Origin of the sequence: Gramella sp. MT6 (assembly GCF_019357415.1) — a bacterium.
GTDB lineage: Bacteria > Bacteroidota > Bacteroidia > Flavobacteriales > Flavobacteriaceae > Christiangramia.
Map to the genome: position 1 here is coordinate 622,380 of NZ_CP048410.1, position 18,190 is coordinate 640,569.

Consider the following 18,190-nt stretch of genomic DNA (forward strand, 5'->3'; position numbering starts at 1 on the left):
TATGGAATTACTCTTTATAGGATTGGCCGTGGGTGCCGTGGCAGCTTACTTCATTTTTGCAGCTTTTAATAAGGAACGCTCGAGATCGAAGACCAGCGAACAATCAGTTGTTTTAATGGATAAGATCAAAAGTGTTTGCAAATTTATTACCGTGGAAGGTGATTTTTCTGAGATCTATCATTATGAAAATCTGAAAGAAAAATATCTTAGTCTTATCCTCGGAAAGAAGAAAGCCATTGTCCTGGTAACTGCCAAAGCGCATGTAGGTTTCGACCTGAGTAAGATCAGGATGGATAGCGACAATGAGAATAAAAAGATCATCCTTACCAATTTTCCGCAGCCGGAACTGTTAACTATTGAAACAGATTTTAAATATTACGACAAACGTGAAGGCTGGGCAAATCCGTTTACGACTTCAGATCTAACCGATATAAACCGTGATGCGAAAAAGACCATTGTAGATAAGATCCCTCAAAGCGGACTACTGGATAAAGCGAAATCTGAAGCTTTGGACACTATTCTTCTAATGGAAAAGATCGTGGAAACCATTGGCTGGAAGTTAGATTATACGGCACTGACCATTGAAAATACCGAAAATAAAAGTTTAGAAAATTAAAATTCCTTCCCTTTGGGGAAGGCCGGGAAGGGGCGCATGAACATCGATACATTCAGAGATTATTGCCTTGCAAAAAAAGGAGTTACCGAAGGTCTTCCCTTTGGTCCGGATAATCTCGTTTTAAAGGTAATGGGCAAGATGTTCTCTATCGTTTCTCTGGACGAGGTGCCGCCTAGGGCGAATTTGAAATGTGATCCTGACCGGGCCATCGAGCTTCGGGAAGAATATGAAGACAATATTCTGCCGGGCTATCATATGAATAAGCAACACTGGAATACACTTGTTCTGGACGGAAGATTAAATCCAAAACTGATATTTGAATTGATCGACCATTCTTACGAACTTGTAGTTAACGGACTCACCGCAAAGCTGAAAAAGGAACTTGAAGATTTATAATGACAAAAGCTGAAGAATTTTACTCCTCGCGACAGGCGAAATACTCCGAATTAAAAAAACAGATCTCCAGAAAATTAGCTTTTTCAAGCACCTTAAGGTTAGTAGTCTTTCTGGCGATCTGCGCCTCAATTTATTTTTTCTTCGGAAATATTACTATCCTGTTACCACTGGCAATTGTACTTATAGCTGTTTTCATACTCTTAATTTCCAGGCATACAGATCTTAAAAAAGAACGGGACAAGTTAGCGGCTTTAATCGATATCAATCAACTGGAACTTAGGATCCTTAAAACACGAGATTTCTCAGACCTGCCTGACGGAAAGAAGTTTGAACCCGAAGATCACGAGTATGCCCGGGACATTGATCTTTTCGGCAGAAAATCTTTCTTCCAGTTTCTTAATAGAACCGCTTTAAAAGAAGGAAAAGCCAGGCTCGCTAAAATTTTACTAGCGAATAAAACCGAGGATATTCTAAAGAAACAGGAAGCAATAAAGGAACTGTCTTCCAAAGCCGACTGGAGACAGAACTATTCTGCTACCGCGACTTTGGTTAAAACCGAAACCGATTCTAAATTCATCCTTAACTGGATTCGTAATTACAAGAGTTTCGTGCCGAAATACATGAAATGGTTTCCTGCGGTATTTTCAGTATTATCAATTGCTGTTTTGGCGCTATTCTATTTTGATATCATTGGCGGCTCCCAGGTGCTATTATGGTTTATCATCGGAGTACTTATAACCGGAGTTTTCCTGAAAAAGATCAATGACCTGTCTGGAACTGTAAGCAAGGTGCAAGATACTTTTCAGCAATATCACCAGTTACTGGCATTTCTGGAGACTGAAGAATTCGAATCAGGATTAATGAAAGAAGTAAAGAATTCCATTACATCAGAATCAAAAAAAGCTTCCGTCATTTTAAAGGAATTTTCCCGGGCAATAGATGCGCTGGATCAACGAAACAATTTCCTTTTCGGGATCTTCGCTAACGGATTCTTTCTCTGGGATCTTAGGCAATGCTATCGACTAGAAAAATGGATTCAGCATCATCATACCGCCGTGGAACATTGGTTTGAAGCCGTGGAAAGAACAGATGCTTATAACAGCCTGGGGAATTTCAGCTTTAATCATGAGTCATATCATTTTCCTGAAATTCTGAAAAAAGGCCTAGGGACTACCGCTAAAAATTTAGGTCATCCATTATTACATCCACAAAAGCGTGTCAATAATGATTTCAGGATCGATGGCGAACAGTTCTTTATTATTACCGGTGCGAATATGGCCGGGAAAAGTACATTCTTACGTACGGTCGCGCTGCAGATCGTGATGGCAAATATCGGTCTTCCGGTTTGTGCGGAATCCTGCAGCTATGCTCCTACCAAACTTATCACCAGCATGCGTACCAGCGATTCCCTGGGAGATGATGAGTCTTATTTCTTTTCAGAATTAAAAAGGCTGAAATTTATAGTGGATAAGATACAGACCGAAGATTATTTTATCATTCTGGATGAGATCCTGAAGGGAACCAACAGTACCGACAAAGCGATAGGGTCAAGGAAATTTGTGCAGCGCCTGGTAGACACTAATTCCACAGGGATCATTGCGACGCATGATCTGAGCTTATGTGAGATAAGTCAGGAATTAGAGCAGGTAGAAAATTACTATTTCGATGCTGAAATTGTGAATAATGAACTGCATTTCGACTATCATTTAAAAAATGGTGTATGTAAGAATATGAATGCCTCATTTTTACTTCGGAAAATGAAAATCGTGGAAGAATAAATGGATTCAGTAACCCAGATCGTTTTAGGAGCAGCTGTTGGAGAAGCAGTGCTTGGTAAGAAAGTCGGTAAAAAAGCTATCCTCTACGGAGCGATTGCCGGAACCATTCCAGATCTCGACACGCTGGTTGGCAATTTTTTTGATACCATCACAGCTATTGAAATTCATCGTGGTTTTTCCCATTCTATAGTTTTCGCGATCCTCTTTGCCCCTATTTTTGGTTGGATCATCTCAAAGATCGAATCGAGTTCTGAAGCTACCTGGAAGAACTGGTCATGGTTAATGTTCTGGGGCTTGTTCACGCATCCCTTACTCGATGCGCATACTACCTGGGGTACCCAGCTTTTCTGGCCTTTCGATCTGAGACTTGCCTACAAGAATATCTTTGTAATAGATCCGCTTTACACCCTGCCGTTTCTGTTCTTTCTTATCATGGCCATGAGGTTTAACCGGACAGACCCTAAAAGAAGAAAATATAACCGGCTTGGGCTTATTGTGAGCAGTATTTATTTGTTAGTGATCACTCCGGCATTAAAATTCTATACATTTCAGAAATTTGAAGCTGCCCTGGAAGAGCAAAATATCACTTATGAAAGAATGGACACCAGGCCAACTCCTTTAAATTCTATATTATGGACTGCCAATATCGAAACAAATGAATCCTTTCTTATTGGGAATTATTCTGTTTTTGACACTCAGCCAATAGATTTCTATACCGTCCCCAAAAACTATGATCTGGCCGGCGAGCTGGCTGATGATCCCAACCTGAACAGATTGATCCAGATAAGTGATGGCTGGTATACATTTTCAGAAAAGAACGGAGATCTCTATTTCAATGACCTCAGATTCGGGAATATGGATATCGAAGATCCTGATTCCGAATTTATTTTCAGTTATAAATTAGCCAGGGAGCACGGCGAACTAACCGCTACTGAAACTGAAAAGGAAATGACCGATGCCAAAAAGCTTCTGCCGAGACTTTGGGCGCGCATTCTGGGTAATTAATTATATTTAGGGAAAATTCTGTTTATGCGATTGCTCCCGGCACTTCTGGCCATTCTTATATTTTTTTCCGCTTCGGTTTACGCTCAAAAAGATTCTTTAGCCCTGGAAACCGTAATAAAGAAATTTCAGGACCACAAACCTTATAAAGGTTCAGATTATCCACTCGGACTTTACACTAAAGAACATTACAAAAAGGAAGCTGAATTTGCTGAAAAACTGCTGAAAGACATAAAAAAACTGGATTATTCTGAACTTTCTGAATCTCAAAAAATATCTGCTGATCTTCTGAAATATGACTTGAAGAATACCGTGAAAACTTATGAATTCAAAGCTTATCTCAATCCGCTTTTATCTGATTCCGGATTTCACCTTAGCCTGAATTATCAAATTCGTGATCTGAACAATTATGCGCAGGTTAGAGCCTATCTGAATAAACTAAATGCGATTCCCGAATATGTAGATCAGCATTTTAAATTATTGCGTGAAGGTTTAAAAGAAGGGATCACTCAACCACTGGTAATTTTCGAAGGTTACGAGAATACTTATGATTCTCAGATCGTAGATAATTATAAGGAAAGTTATTTCTATCAACCTTTTGAAAACCTTCCTGCAACTTTATCTGAAAAGCAAAAAGATTCAGTTTTAAACGCTGCTGAACAAGCGATCTCGAATAATGTTATTCCTGAATTCGAGCGTATCAAAAAATTCTTTGAAACCGAATATTTCCCAGAAACCAGAACTGCCTTAGGAGTTTCCGAAATCCCGAACGGAGCAGAATATTATGATTACCTGCTGGAGTATTACACCACTTTAGACCTTAGTGCCGATGAAGTTCATAATATTGGACTAGACGAGGTTAAAAGGATCAATACCGAAATGAAAAAGGTAATGGCCGAAACCGGTTTTGAAGGTAGTTTTTCTGAATTCTTTGACTTCTTGCGAACAGATGAACAATTCTATGCTGAGACCCCTGAGGAATTACTAATGTTCGCCAGGGATATCGCCAAACGTATCGATGCGAAGTTGCCGGCATATTTCACCAAACTACCAAGAAAACCATACGGAGTCGCAGAAGTTCCTGCCGCGATAGCTCCGAAGTATACCACCGGAAGATATATTGGAGCGTCGAATGAAACTCAGCCGGGATATTACTGGGTAAACACTTACGATCTCCCAAGCCGACCAAAATATGTTTTACCCTCATTAACGGCCCACGAAGCCGTGCCGGGACATCATCTGCAGATCTCTTTAAACAATGAATTAGGAGATGAAATCCCTGAATTCAGAAGGAGATTTTATATCTCCGCTTTTGGTGAAGGCTGGGGATTATATTCTGAATTTCTGGCGGAAGAAATGGGAATATACCGCAATCCTTATGAGATCTTCGGAAAGCTTACTTACGAACAATGGCGTGCCTGCCGACTGGTCGTAGATACCGGGATCCATGCAAAAGGCTGGACGAGAGACCAGGCTGTAGATTTTATGAAAAAGAACACCGCGCTTACCATTCACGAGATCAATACCGAAGTAGACCGTTATATTTCCTGGCCGGGACAGGCTGTTTCATACAAGATCGGAGAATTAAAGATCCGTGAATTGCGAAAGAAAGCGGAAGAAGCTTTAGGAGCTGATTTCGATATCAGGAAATTTCATGAGGTCATCCTGGAAGAAGGGGTAGTGACCTTACCAATTCTCGAGAAAAGGGTGATGGAGTATATCAAATCCAATTCTTAGATGTTTATAAGAGTCGTAGCCTGAGTTTAAACTATCTTTGCAGCCAAATTCAGTTATAATGACCATTGAAGAAAGCCTTAAAGAACGCAGTGATTCTACCTGTGAATTGTGCAGCAACAAAGATAATCTACACGTATTTGAAGTTCCGGATTCACCTGAAGAAGGATTGGAAAGCAGTATTCTTATTTGCGAAACCTGTAAAGAACAGATCGAAGATCCTGAAAAAACAGAGGCTAACCACTGGCGTTGTTTAAATGACTCTATGTGGAGCACGATTCCGGCAGTCCAGGTGATGGCCTGGAGAATGCTTAACAGATTGAAATCTGAAGGATGGCCGCAAGACCTTCTGGATATGATGTATATGGAAGATGGGGTAAAGGAATGGGCAAAAGCTGGTATTCAGGAAGAAAAGGCTGAAAATTTCATTTTACATAAAGACAGTAACGGAGCGATAATAGAAGCCGGAGATACCGTTGTTCTAACCAAAGACCTCAACGTTAAAGGTTCAAGTTTAACCGCAAAAAGAGGAACCGCCGTAAGAAGAGTTTCCCTGGTTCATGATAATGCAGAGCAAATCGAAGGAAAAGTTGAAGGTCAGCAGATCGTGATCCTTACAAAATTTGTCAAAAAAGTATAGTTTCGATTGAGAATTGAAAATGGATAAAAATGAGCGAAAATATTAATAAGAACGAGCAACCGAACAATCCGCTTCATGGAGTAAAGCTGGCTACCATCATGGAAAAGCTGCATGCCCATTACGGTTGGGATGGCCTTGCCGATCGCATCAATATCAATTGCTTTAAAAGTAATCCTACGATAAAATCCAGCCTGAAATTCTTAAGAAGAACACCCTGGGCCAGAGAGAAAGTGGAAAGGCTTTATTTGAAAACAGATTTCAAATAATGTAGGATTCTGAAATTTCTTTTGCAACCATCTAAAAACAAAAAGCCCGGCAAATGCCGGGCTTTATAATTTCAGAAGAATGAAATATTACATTTCAGCTGCCTCAACAGCTTCTTCTTTTTTAGCTTCTTTCTTTTCAGTTAAGAAGCTATGGTTTTTAGAGTAATCCATCATCTGCTTTTCAAAGGATTCCGGTTGAGTCACTTTGATTGCCGTGATCTCTCCATTCTCATCCATTTCAGGAACCAATACAGGATTGATGAATCCGCTGTATGGAGCCGACTTGAATTTCGCGTTTCTATCAAGCACCTCTTTATGAAGATCCTGATCTACTTTTACTCCGTAGTTCTCTACAAGGTTTTTGGCGGCTTCGTAATCACCTTCAGATTTAATTCTCTGAGTTTCTTTCAATAACTCACCAAAAAGCTCACGAAGTTTCGCGTAATCTTTAATGTCGTAATATGTCTTTCCGTCTTTTTCAACTTTTTCGATCACACCTTCTTCTTTACCCTTTTCGAAAACCCAGGCACTCACCCACTGGCGGTTTCTCATATGAGCTTCTTCAACATCTTCTCCAAGCTCCAGTCTCACCAACTGAGTTACCAGTCCGTTACGGATATAATCGTTATAAGCGGCTTTTCCAAGCTCTTCAGCATTATCTGTAAGGCCAAGCTCCTGAAGTTTAGGATCCATCAGGTAATAAAGTCCCACAAGATCTGCACGACCTTCTTCTAAAGTAGAAGCATAGCTCTTCAATGTTTCTTTAGTTTCACCAACTCCGGGATTCATTTGTCCGGAAGCATGACCAACTACCTCATGAAGCGCAGTATGCAATTTGTCTGCCTGGTTGCCATATTTTTCAGAAAGAGCGATCTCCTCTTCATCATGTGCAAATTCCTTAAGCTTATCTGTTCCGCCTGCACTTTCATAGGCATGAATAATATTCCCAAGGGAAACAGACTTACTACCGTGAGTTTTTCTGATCCAGCTAGAATTTGGCAAGTTCACTCCAATTGGAGTACTTGGAGATGCATCACCAGCTTCACCAGCAACGATCACCGTCTTATAAGTTACACCTACAACAGAATCCTTCTTATGCTCATCCATAATTGGTGAGTTATCCTCGAACCACTGAACGTTCTTTTCTACTACGCTCATCTTCTCAGACATATCAAAATCCTTGATCTGGATAATGCTTTCGTAAGAACCGGTATATCCTTTTGGATCATTATAAACTTCAATAAATGAGTTGATATAATCAATATTCCCTTCGGTAGCTTCTACCCAGGCCACGTTATAATCGTCCCAGGTTTGAAGATCTCCGGTCTTATAATATTCTATCAAAAGACCTAAAGCATTTGCCTGTTTTTCATTTTCAGCAATGCCTTTAGCTTTCTCCAACCAGTTTACGATCTCATCAATAGCTTCACCATAAAGTCCGCCGCTTTTATAAACTTTCTCTACCAGTTTCCCGTTTTCCTTAACTAACTTTGTGTTGATACCATAAGCAAGTGGTTTTTCCGGATTTGGAGATTTCTTGTTAGCGTAGAATGCATCCACCTCAGCAGCAGTTATCCCTTCACCATACATGTTTACTGCAGATCCTTCAATAAGTCCGTCAGCCTCATTCAGGTTTACTTTTTTAGCATCCTTATCGTTGAAGATCACTTCGTAAGCTTCACCAGTAAGATCGGTATTGGTTTCCTTCAATAATGTATCGAAATACTCCTTGCTGAATCCCGGCTTTAGCTTAGCATTGGAATAATGGTGGTGAATACCATTACTGAACCAAACACGTTTTAAATAAGTTTCGAAAGCTGTCCAATCTTCTGAAGATTTATCGCCTTCATAATTCGCATAAATATTCTCTAAAGCCTCACGAATTTTCAGGTTGTGACGATAGTTCTGATCCCAGATAATATCACGCCCGGCAAGTCCTGCCTGAGTTAAATAATAAACAAGTTTTTGCTCTTTTAAGCTTAGGTTTTCCCATCCCGGGATCTGATAGCGCAGTATCTTAAGATCTGCAAATTCATCAGCTTTAAAATTGAATTCTTCTTGTGAAGTTTTTTCTGTCTGAGCCAGGTCTGAATCTTTCTTTTCCTCATTGCAGGATACAAAGGTCAGCGCCGTTGCAAGCAAACAGGTACTTAATATTTTGTTCATGTTGTTAAAAAATTTGAGGCGCTAAGATAACAAAACGGGGAATCAAATTTTAAAAAATCTGATTCCCCGGAATTGGTAAAAAATTTCTTCTTTGCAGACTCTGGAACGAGTTCAGAGTGATGCTTCCAGAAGTAAAACTATTTTTTACTCAATTCAGTAAAATGCTTGTAGAACCAAGGAATAGTTTCAATTCCCTTTAAATAGTTCCATATTCCAAAATGTTCATTTGGTGAGTGAATCGCATCGGTATCTAAACCGAAGCCCATTAGAATGATCTTACTATCAAGTTCCTTTTCGAATAAAGAAACAATAGGAATACTACCTCCACTTCTTTGTGGAATTGGTGTTTTCCCAAAGGTTTCCTCGTAAGCCGCACTCGCCGCCTGATATCCTACGGTATCAATTGGAGTCACATACGGGTAACCTCCGTGATGAGGCTTAACTTCTACTTTCACACTATCTGGAGCGATACTTTCAAAATGCTTTTTGAATAACTCTGTGATCTCTTTCCAGTCCTGGTCTGGCACAAGTCGCATAGATATCTTCGCATAAGCTTTGGAAGGGAGTACGGTTTTGGCTCCTTCGCCAATATATCCACCCCACATTCCATTCACGTCTAGAGTTGGTCTTATAGAACCACGTTCCAGGGTTGAATAACCTTTTTCACCATGGACTTCTTTTATGTCCAGCTTTTCTCTATACTCGTCCAGACTAAAAGGAGCTTCGGCCATTTTACTTCTTTCCTCGTCGCTTAAATTTTCAACCTTATCGTAAAATCCCGGGATAGTTATGTGGTTATTTTCATCTGTTAATGCCGCGATCATTTGACTTAAAATATTCAAAGGATTCGCTACTGCACCACCATATAATCCTGAATGCAGATCACGGTTTGCCCCGGTAACTTCAACTTCCACATAAGATAATCCGCGAAGGCCGGTGGTAATAGACGGAGTATCTTTAGAGATCATCCCTGTATCTGAAATGAGGATGACATCATTTTGAAGTTTATCCTTATTTTCCTTTATCCACCAGTCCAGGTGTTCACTTCCAACTTCCTCCTCACCCTCGATCATGAACTTCACATTGCAGGGAAGTTCATTATTCTGGGTCATATATTCCATGGCCTTCACATGCATATACATCTGCCCCTTATCATCGCAGGATCCCCTCGCATAGATGGCTCCTTCAGGATGTATCTTGGTTTCTTTGATAACCGGTTCAAATGGCGGCGAATCCCAAAGATCTAATGGATCTGGCGGCTGCACGTCATAATGTCCATAAACCAGAACGGTTGGTAAATCTTTATCTATAATTTTTTCAGCATATACTACAGGATGCCCCGGAGTTGGAGAAACCTCGGCAAGATCACAACCTGCTTCCAAAAGTCTCGCTTTTACCGCATCGGCTGCTTTCAACATATCCCCTTTATAAGAGGGATCTGCTGAAATTGAAGGGATCTTCAACAACTCCTTTAATTCGTCTATAAACCTGTCCTTATTCTTTTCTAAATAATCCTTTATTGAATCCATTTATATTTTTTCAAGTTTGCGTAAAGTTAATAAGAACTGTTCGGAAAACTATGGGGCTAAAGCCTCCTCTTTTCTTAAGACTGCCATAATTTTTAAAATTTATTCAAAAAATTTTCCTAATACTTTTTACTGAATATCAACATCTTAAAATCGTCTAGCTGGAGGGTAAAAAATTTTGCTCAAAATTTTTTCAATATTTTCTTCCAACACTATTTGAAATTTAAAAAGTATAATTATATTTGCACCCGCTTAGGTAATTAAGCAGGTGACACAACGAGTCCTAAGTGTTGTGAAACTTAAAATGCGGGCGTGGTGGAATTGGTAGACACGCTAGACTTAGGATCTAGTGCCGCGAGGTGTGAAGGTTCGAGTCCTTTCGCCCGCACCAAGAAAAAGCTTCAGAGAAATCTGAAGCTTTTTTCATTTAAATACTTTTCAAAAATCAGGGTTTTCACCTAGTCCTATTCAGATTTCTATACTCTAATTTTAAGCTTAACTACTTTCGCTTAATTCAATTTAATGCCCCCGATTTCCAGGAAAAAAAGGAACAACCAATCTTTTTATAAAACCAATAAACGATGAAAAATTTCCAATCGGGGCTGGTGTGTGTATTCATATCTGCCTTATTTTTTTCAGCCTGTAGTAAAGATGAGAATGATCCTCCAGCACCAAACGAAACCCAGGAATTAATCGACCTTTCTTTAAATATTAATATTTTAGGTTTGGAAAGCAATACAGACTCAAGGCAACAGGAAAATGAACTACCAGATTGTATCGAGGCCTCCCCTTACTATATTGAAATCGTTATGAAGCAGGGTGACCGTGATGTAGTTGGAACAGCAGACATTCCTTTTCGCCTGGACCTTGCACCCGGCGAGATGTTCACCAAATACATTCCGGAAATGGCTATGCCGCCAGGGCTATATTTCCTCGATCATTGTGCTGTTTATGATGCGGCAGGAACCCTATTATGCCTGGCACCAAAATCAGATAGCCCAATGGGCGCAATGTCTGATGCTCCCATGCCCATGAGTATCAACCTTAGAGCCGGAAGCAAGCCTTTCCCAGACGTTCCTGTTTTCTGCGTCGATAATCGTGAGGTTAACGAATTTGGTTATGTATTCTTCGATGTTGAACCTACCATCGTCCGAAACTTCTGCTTCTTTGCTAATTATTGCGATGAGAATGGACGGCATTTTCCTGCCAGATATTCAGTAGATATTTCTATAGATGGCAATGTTATTTATAGCGCGGTAGAAAGCAATAATGGAGAATATGATACCGATAAATACTTTGCAGATCCCGTTTGTGTTGACCTTCCTGATCTATCTCAATATGACGATGATGAAGAATATATAGATTATACCATCACTCTTTTACCATGGAAAGGAGTTTATGACCTTGATGAGGAAATGGTGATCACCGGAAGTTTAAGTCGTGAAGAGATCGAAGAGCATTTTGACGGTGAAGAAAATATTGAATACGAACATATCTTTTTTAATTGCGATTCTGAAGAAGAAAATATAAGCCTTCCCGATTTTGGCTCAGCCCAATTTTCCAATCCAACAAATATCTCCAATCCTTATTATGGTCCAGATCAGGGATATATTTATGAATATACGGGCTTTGAATTAGAAGACGGCGAATATCCAGAGGAACCTTCTGAGGTGATTTTTGTAGAGCGAAAAACTGAGACCAGAGAAATCCTTGGTATCGAAACCATAACACAAAGGGATTATGTCATTGAAGACGGTGTTATTATAGAAGATACAGACGACTGGCTTGCACAGGATGACGATGGAAACCTCTGGTACATGGGAGAAGACTCAAAGAATTATGATGAAGATGGAAATTTTATAGATAATGAAGGCTCCTGGGAAGCCGGAGTAGACGGAGCATTGCCTGGATACTGGCTACCTGGCAATCCTGTAATTGGCCAGCGCTATTATCAGGAGTTTTATGAAGGTGAAGCTGAAGACTGGGGTGAAGTAATCGCTCTGGATGGAACTGTAGAACTTGAAATAGGCACTTTCGAAAATGTTCTGGTAACAAAGGATGTGAACCCATTCGAAGAAGGCGCATACGAGCTAAAATATTATGCCCCTGGAACAGGATTAATAAAAGAGGAAAAGTACGAAGACGGCGAACTTGTAGAGATCGTCTACCTAACAGGTATTATCGTTATTGATTAAACTATGAAGCACCAATTTTCCTGATCCTTTGAGCATTCAGAATAATAAGCCCAAGGATTATTGCAGTAAACAGGAGAATAGATTCAAACTCGATCCCCATATCCATAAGGGTTCCAAAAATGAGTGGTCCCAGGGCTGTGCTCAATACCATGAACATGGTAAAAACACTTCTGATAGTTCCTAATTTTTCGGTTCCATAAACCTCAGCCAGGACAGCAGATTTCACTGTACCAGCCATCCCCACGCTAATTCCTGCTAAAATAAGAAATGCCAGAGCACCAAAAATACTATCCAAAAACGCGAAAGGGATTAGACCCAGAGTAAATGGGATCAGGTAAAATCTGAATATTCTTTTCCCAGAAAATTTATCTACCAGCACACCCCCATAAATTGAAAATATAACCCGGGTTAAAGCATAAACGGTAAAGAAACTGGCATATAAGGAAACAGACCAACCTTTATCTTCCACTACCACATATTGATAGAAAAATACAGCTGTTATGGTAAAGCTAAGTGCAAAACTTACCGGCATTAGAATTAAAAATTCTTTCGTCCTTAGTAAGTTCTTATATTCTTTGAGCAATGAAAGCGCAGAAGGTTTTGTAGCATGTTCCAGATCTTTATCGAAATGAGTTAGATCTGAAAAATACAATCTGATCAGGTACAAAATCAGAAAAGCTGAACTTGCGAGAGCTGCTACTTCATAATCATACCAGAGTATCAAAGATGATATACAAATAGGGAAGATCGCCTCACCAATTGCATAACCCAGGGAAGCAATACTTAAAGCCTTGCCTCTATCCAACTCATAATGCCTGGACATTACAGTAAGGCTAATATGACTCAACAATCCCTGGCCGGTAAGTCGTAATCCTATTAGGGCTATGATTAAAATTGCAATACTTAAATGTGATATTCCCAGAAGAAACGAAGAAAATGCCAGTCCGGCTACGGTTACCGCTGTAATCTTTCTCACCGGTTTATGATCTACTAGATGCCCTACAGACAGCATGATGACAGAAGATGTTACTGTAGCAATAGCATAAATACTTCCGAAAAGCCCATTTGAAATTGAAAAACTTTCAAGGATCTCCGGCACGTAAATAGAAATAAGAAAAGTTTGTCCAAAACTGGATAGAAAGGTCAACATCCAGCCAAAACCTACTTCCCTGGTATTATTTCTGAAAAATTTTATAAGTCCGGCCAAATGATGGGATTTAAAGAATTTCTTTAATAGACAATTAGCAAAAGTATAAATACAAATGAGATTGCGGCCAGATCAATAGACCCAGATTTGAAAAATAGGTAGCTATAGATCCTATTCTATTTCTATAGCCTTTTCCTTACTGAATAATGTCTTTCTGAATTCATCCGGTTTTTTATCATTCAATAATTCCAGGCCACCTTTGATTTTCATAACTTCTGAAAAATGTTCTTCTCGTTTTTCAAATTGTTCTTTATTGGAGTAAGTGGTAATAAGAATGAAATTGAAAGGATAGCGCTCATCTGCTTCAGTCTCCAGTAATTGGAAAGAATGAATATACTTCATCTCCAGAGCTATCTCTCTTAACTTTTTCCAATTGTTCTTATAAAAATATAGCGCCTCTTCATGGTTATCATTGAGCACTTCCACAAAATCCATTGTAGAAATTTTTGGATCGTTCTGACCAACCGATTGTAAACCTATGGTCAAAGCAAAAAACAGTAGAATAATTTTCATTTCTTATTATTTTAAGGTTTACGAGCAATAAATATAAGATCTTTAATTCCGTCAACATTATTTGGATTATTCAGGTAATGGATACTTTCGATCTCAAAATGGTTATTAGTTAAAAGAGTTCTAAGAAAACTTTTACCATGATAGTAAGTAAGTAGTGTTTCTTTTGTACTGGAGGTAGAAACCTGAAAACCCTGATCAGCCTTCTCGGCATCCATAGTACTTAGATAAATTACACCTCCAGGATCTAAGACCTCATAGGCATCTTTGATAAAATCTGAAAGTGCATCTGGATCGAGATATGGCGCTAGGAATCCTGATACTACCGTATCAAATTTGGATTCAAGCATTCTTAATTCCCGGCAGTCAATTATCCTGAATTGTGCTTCAGGATTATTTTCTCTGGCGAGGGATATCATATTTTCAGAAATGTCTATTCCCAGAATATTTAATAGAGGAGCTTTATTTAAAAGATATCTCGAAATATTTCCAGGTCCGCAGCCCACATCCAGTACCCGGGAACCATCCTTTTCCATAAGTTCCAATAATAGATCTAGAGTTCCGGAGTAGATGTCCACGTTCACATACTTTCCCTGATACTCTTTTGCATACTTATCAAAAATGAACTTTACACTACTGTTGTCTTTCATTTCACCTTAAAATCTAAAGAAATGTTACCATAAAAATACACACTTACTTTACTGAACTTCAATTATTTAAATTAATTTTCTATCTTTAGAATTAAATATGACTTATACTTTAAATTTTATTCTTTTTAGGTGTAAGCATACATACCCCCGCTACATATTAACTGGAATACAGTTATTTTCTACTTCTCCTACTTCTATATACCAACTAAAACAACTAAATTATGAAAGTAAAATCTACAGTTTTCGTGTTATTTTTTTGCATGCCATTCCTAAATGTAACACTAAGCGCTCAGGAAGTAAATAAAATGGTAGTTCTGGAGGTTGACACCGACAACATAAATGCGAATAATATTAACGAGATGGCAACCTTTGGTCAGCCTTCTGAAATTAGCAACGAAAATTTCACCCTGGATGTACAATTAGGAGACGTGATCATCTGGCAAGGCAGAACCATGCCTGGAACTGGTGGCCTTGTGAGAATTAAGCTTTTAAAACACGAAGAAGGAGTGAAATTACTTGGAGCCAACAGGATTTCTGAACAGGACGGTACAGGCGTTGTGGTTGGAAGAGTACAGGCAGGACAGGTAGGTGATGAAGAGAAGTATTCTTTAAAATTTGAAGTAAGACAACGGGGATCGCAGGATTGGGTTGAATATACGATAGATCCAAAACTCCAATTAATGCCTCAGGAATAATTTAATATATGCGTCTTAGCCTATTGTATAATTTCCTTTTTATTAACAGGACTTACATTTTCCTGCTAATTGCCTTTATGCAATTATCAAATGTTTGCGTGAGCCAGAAGGACCAGAATAAAGCAGACAGCCTCGAAGTAATTTACAATAACAGTCGTGAGGCCAGGAAAGACCTTGAAATCCTAAAGGACCTCGCAAAAAATTCTATGGACCCTTCAAAACAACTGAAGTACTCCAATGAACTATTAGCAACTGCACAGGAAAAAAACTCTCATGATTATCTGTTTATTGGGTATTTGCAAAAGGGCCATGCGCTTACCGCCAGAGGAGATTATAGTGAGGCTTTGGAAAATTTCTTTAAAGCTGCATCTGTAGCTGAAAACCAGAGTGAACTGGGTCTAATAAAAATTACGCTTGGAGACATTTATTCCCTTACACAGAACCACGACAGGGCTATAAAATATTACAATGAAGGCATCGAGATCATAAGGCAATCAAATGACTCCATACCTCTTGGCTCGGCACTGTTTAACGCTGGTGATGAATACCTCAAGAACAAGCAGGTGGATAAAGCTATTATCTATCTAAAAGAAGCTGAGGAGATATTTAAGGGATTAAAGTATGATTATGGTATTGCCTATTGTCTGGGTACTTTAGGCCTGGCTTATGCACAAATTGGCAGAAATGAAGAAGCGGAGGCAAATATTCAGCAGGCAATACAATTTCTGGAAAAGTATGAGGACTATTCTCCCATTTGTGAATTTCTCTCGGGCATGTCAGACATCTATGCGGAAAAAGGTAGGGATTCTACTGCCATCGAATTTGCTCTTTTAAGCAGGGACCTTGCCAAAGCCTACGGATTCAAGAACGAGATAAGAGAGGCAAATTTAAGATTATCCCAGATCTATGAGAACAGGGGTAATCTTCTTGAAGCCTACAAATATTATAAGGAGTATATAGTCTATAAGGACAGTGTAATGAATGTTTCTACCGCACAAAGTATGGCGGGACTTAGAGCTGACTATGAAGTAGCCCAGAAACAGGCTGAAGTCGACCTCCTGAATGTACAACGTGAGAACCAGAAGCTGGTGGTAATATCTATCGCCATAGCCTCGTTTCTTGTTTGTCTTTTAGCTTTTGGATTATATCGCCGTAACAGGTTCATTAAAAGGACTAGCAAGATCATTGAAAAGGAAAGAAATCGGTCAGACCGTTTATTGTTGAATATTCTTCCGGAAGAAACCGCCAGAGAATTGAAAAAGAACGGACGGGTGAAAGCGAAAAAATTCGAATCGGTCACAGTACTTTTTGCCGATTTTAAAAGATTCACCCTGGTAGCCGAAAGATTACCCCCGGAACGGCTAATCAAGACCATAGATTACTATTTTTCTCAGTTCGACAGGATCATGGAGAAATATGGGATCGAAAAGATCAAGACCATTGGTGATAGTTATATGGCGGCCAGCGGATTGCCTTTCCCCACTAATGACCACGCTTCTAAAATGCTTAAGGCTGCATTTGAAATGACCGAGTTTGTGAAGGAAACTAAGGAGAATTCATTATTTGATGATGCAGATTTTGAAGTTAGAATCGGTATAAACTCTGGTCCCGTAGTTGCGGGAGTGGTTGGGATCAAGAAATTCGCTTACGATATATGGGGTGATACGGTCAATATAGCTGCCCGTATGGAATCACATTCTGAAATTAGAAGGATCAATATTTCTGAAAACACCTATGAATTGATCAAAGACGAATTCCAGTGCGAATATCGCGGAGAGGTGGAAGTTAAGAACCAAAGGATCCTGAAAATGTATTTTGTGAATGGAGTAAAAGAAAGTATTAAGAAGGAAGCAGTTTAAAAGCTCCCTGAAATTAGAACTTTTTCCTTATCTACCATAAATAAACTTGCTTCAGCGCTACTTGGATTTGATAGTCGATTTTTGCGGTGTGGGGCTCGATAAAAGCCTTCCGGTTATAAGCCATCCTACTCCAACCCCTATGAGCATTCCAGATAACAAATGTATGTCTATCCTATTGAAAAAATAACCGATTAAGACTCCGGTTATGATCATCCCTAATCCGCCGATCCTTACTTTATTCATGATTTCTCATTTAAGGTCTCTGCATTAAAATGCGCGGTAGGGACTGCATGTGGTAGGCTAAGACCTGATTTGGACGATAAACTTAAGTATTTATTTGTAAAAAAATAAGACTAGGGATTACTTTTCGACGAACGACCTCATTTTGAAATTCTGAACCTAAATATTATAGTTTCAATTATCGAAATAAGTTCGGCTAATCTTTTCTCATCAAACGTTTTTGCCTAAAATACAATGAGCTTATTCATTAATCCCACACATATTTCCAGGAACCATCTTTCTGGCGTTTCCAGACGGTATGAAATATACCTGTTGAAGTTTTCTTTTCTCCAGCGGAATCAATAACTGTGTACTTATATTCCCCGTAAGTATAACCTAGATCACCCGCAGCTGAAACCTCAACAAAACTTGGCTCCCAGGACAAACTTACATTACTTTTGTCCTTACGCTCCTTATAATTTTCGGCAATTTCCTTTCTCCCTTTTATAAGCTTATTTTCCCTTAAAAGGACAGCATCTTCATCGGCATAGAATAAGAATGCTTCTGGAATCCCTTTCTCATCGGCCATTTGGGCAAAATCTTCTTCAGTTTGTATGATCTCTTTTTTCCATTTATCCACATCAGCTTTTTCACCTGAAGTATTACATGAGACCAATAACAACACCACTAAAATTAATCTTAGAAACCTCATTACTTTCTGCTTTAAGTTT

Annotated in this window: 17 protein-coding genes and 1 tRNA gene; 11 read left to right on the plus strand and 7 right to left on the minus strand. The window is 39.2% G+C overall.

Features of this window, described 5'->3' with window-relative positions:
- Window position 1 precedes the first annotated feature (1 nt).
- The 7 genes from G3I01_RS02805 to G3I01_RS02835 are packed head-to-tail and all read left to right on the plus strand — an operon-like array spanning window position 2 to window position 6,432.
- A complete protein-coding gene (locus G3I01_RS02805) occupies window positions 2-616 on the plus strand; it encodes a DUF4230 domain-containing protein (protein WP_219550858.1) in 615 nt (204 codons plus the stop codon).
- Between the two features lie 36 nt (window positions 617-652).
- On the plus strand, window positions 653-1,012 hold the full coding sequence (locus G3I01_RS02810) for an MmcQ/YjbR family DNA-binding protein (RefSeq protein WP_219550860.1): 360 nt from the start codon (window positions 653-655) through the stop codon (window positions 1,010-1,012).
- Entirely contained in the window at window positions 1,012-2,790 is a 1,779-nt protein-coding gene (locus tag G3I01_RS02815; RefSeq protein ID WP_219550862.1) for a DNA mismatch repair protein MutS, read from the plus strand. Before G3I01_RS02810 ends, G3I01_RS02815 begins: the two co-directional genes overlap by 1 nt.
- Window positions 2,791-3,795, plus strand: coding sequence for a metal-dependent hydrolase (locus G3I01_RS02820; RefSeq protein ID WP_219550864.1), 1,005 nt, complete (start codon window positions 2,791-2,793; stop codon window positions 3,793-3,795).
- A 24-nt stretch (window positions 3,796-3,819) separates the two neighbouring features.
- Window positions 3,820-5,529 (plus strand): DUF885 domain-containing protein, encoded by a 1,710-nt coding sequence (locus G3I01_RS02825; protein ID WP_219550866.1) that lies wholly within the window; start codon window positions 3,820-3,822, stop codon window positions 5,527-5,529.
- A gap of 58 nt (window positions 5,530-5,587) precedes the next feature.
- Window positions 5,588-6,166 (plus strand): alkylphosphonate utilization protein, encoded by a 579-nt coding sequence (locus G3I01_RS02830; protein ID WP_219550868.1) that lies wholly within the window; start codon window positions 5,588-5,590, stop codon window positions 6,164-6,166.
- A 29-nt stretch (window positions 6,167-6,195) separates the two neighbouring features.
- On the plus strand, window positions 6,196-6,432 hold the full coding sequence (locus G3I01_RS02835; protein WP_219550870.1) for a VF530 family protein: 237 nt from the start codon (window positions 6,196-6,198) through the stop codon (window positions 6,430-6,432).
- A gap of 87 nt (window positions 6,433-6,519) precedes the next feature.
- On the opposite strand, the gene G3I01_RS02840 is transcribed toward G3I01_RS02835, so the two are convergent.
- Window positions 6,520-8,598, minus strand: coding sequence for a dipeptidyl peptidase 3 (locus G3I01_RS02840; protein WP_219550872.1), 2,079 nt, complete (start codon window positions 8,596-8,598; stop codon window positions 6,520-6,522).
- 137 nt (window positions 8,599-8,735) lie between these two features.
- Window positions 8,736-10,127 (minus strand): dipeptidase, encoded by a 1,392-nt coding sequence (locus G3I01_RS02845; RefSeq protein ID WP_219550875.1) that lies wholly within the window; start codon window positions 10,125-10,127, stop codon window positions 8,736-8,738.
- 303 nt (window positions 10,128-10,430) lie between these two features.
- Here G3I01_RS02845 and G3I01_RS02850 point away from each other — a divergent pair.
- A tRNA-Leu gene (locus G3I01_RS02850) sits at window positions 10,431-10,515 on the plus strand.
- 190 nt (window positions 10,516-10,705) lie between these two features.
- Complete coding sequence (locus tag G3I01_RS02855) at window positions 10,706-12,319, plus strand: hypothetical protein (protein ID WP_219550877.1); 1,614 nt, start codon at window positions 10,706-10,708, stop codon at window positions 12,317-12,319.
- A gap of 1 nt (window position 12,320) precedes the next feature.
- Here the strand turns inward: G3I01_RS02855 and G3I01_RS02860 are convergent, their stop codons facing one another.
- The 3 genes from G3I01_RS02860 to G3I01_RS02870 form a co-directional block, all read right to left on the minus strand.
- Window positions 12,321-13,526 (minus strand): MFS transporter, encoded by a 1,206-nt coding sequence (locus G3I01_RS02860; RefSeq protein ID WP_219550879.1) that lies wholly within the window; start codon window positions 13,524-13,526, stop codon window positions 12,321-12,323.
- A 111-nt stretch (window positions 13,527-13,637) separates the two neighbouring features.
- The gene (locus tag G3I01_RS02865) at window positions 13,638-14,039 is read right to left on the minus strand and encodes a hypothetical protein (RefSeq protein WP_257710687.1); all 402 of its coding nucleotides are present in this window, start codon (window positions 14,037-14,039) and stop codon (window positions 13,638-13,640) included.
- Between the two features lie 11 nt (window positions 14,040-14,050).
- Window positions 14,051-14,686: a class I SAM-dependent methyltransferase gene (locus G3I01_RS02870; protein ID WP_219550881.1), complete on the minus strand. Its 636-nt coding sequence runs from the start codon at window positions 14,684-14,686 to the stop codon at window positions 14,051-14,053.
- 221 nt (window positions 14,687-14,907) lie between these two features.
- Here G3I01_RS02870 and G3I01_RS02875 point away from each other — a divergent pair, with 221 nt between their 5' ends.
- Together G3I01_RS02875 and G3I01_RS02880 are read left to right on the plus strand one after the other, a co-directional pair.
- Window positions 14,908-15,381 carry a hypothetical protein gene (locus tag G3I01_RS02875; protein ID WP_219550883.1) on the plus strand — a complete coding sequence of 158 codons (474 nt, stop codon included), beginning with the start codon at window positions 14,908-14,910 and terminating at the stop codon, window positions 15,379-15,381.
- Between the two features lie 77 nt (window positions 15,382-15,458).
- Complete coding sequence (locus tag G3I01_RS02880) at window positions 15,459-17,240, plus strand: adenylate/guanylate cyclase domain-containing protein (protein ID WP_257710688.1); 1,782 nt, start codon at window positions 15,459-15,461, stop codon at window positions 17,238-17,240.
- A 57-nt stretch (window positions 17,241-17,297) separates the two neighbouring features.
- On the opposite strand, the gene G3I01_RS02885 is transcribed toward G3I01_RS02880, so the two are convergent.
- Both G3I01_RS02885 and G3I01_RS02890 read right to left on the minus strand, forming a co-directional pair.
- Window positions 17,298-17,483, minus strand: coding sequence for a hypothetical protein (locus tag G3I01_RS02885; protein WP_219550887.1), 186 nt, complete (start codon window positions 17,481-17,483; stop codon window positions 17,298-17,300).
- Window positions 17,484-17,727: 244 nt separating this feature from the next.
- Window positions 17,728-18,171 carry a nuclear transport factor 2 family protein gene (locus G3I01_RS02890; protein ID WP_219550889.1) on the minus strand — a complete coding sequence of 148 codons (444 nt, stop codon included), beginning with the start codon at window positions 18,169-18,171 and terminating at the stop codon, window positions 17,728-17,730.
- Between the last annotated feature and the right edge of the window lie 19 nt (window positions 18,172-18,190).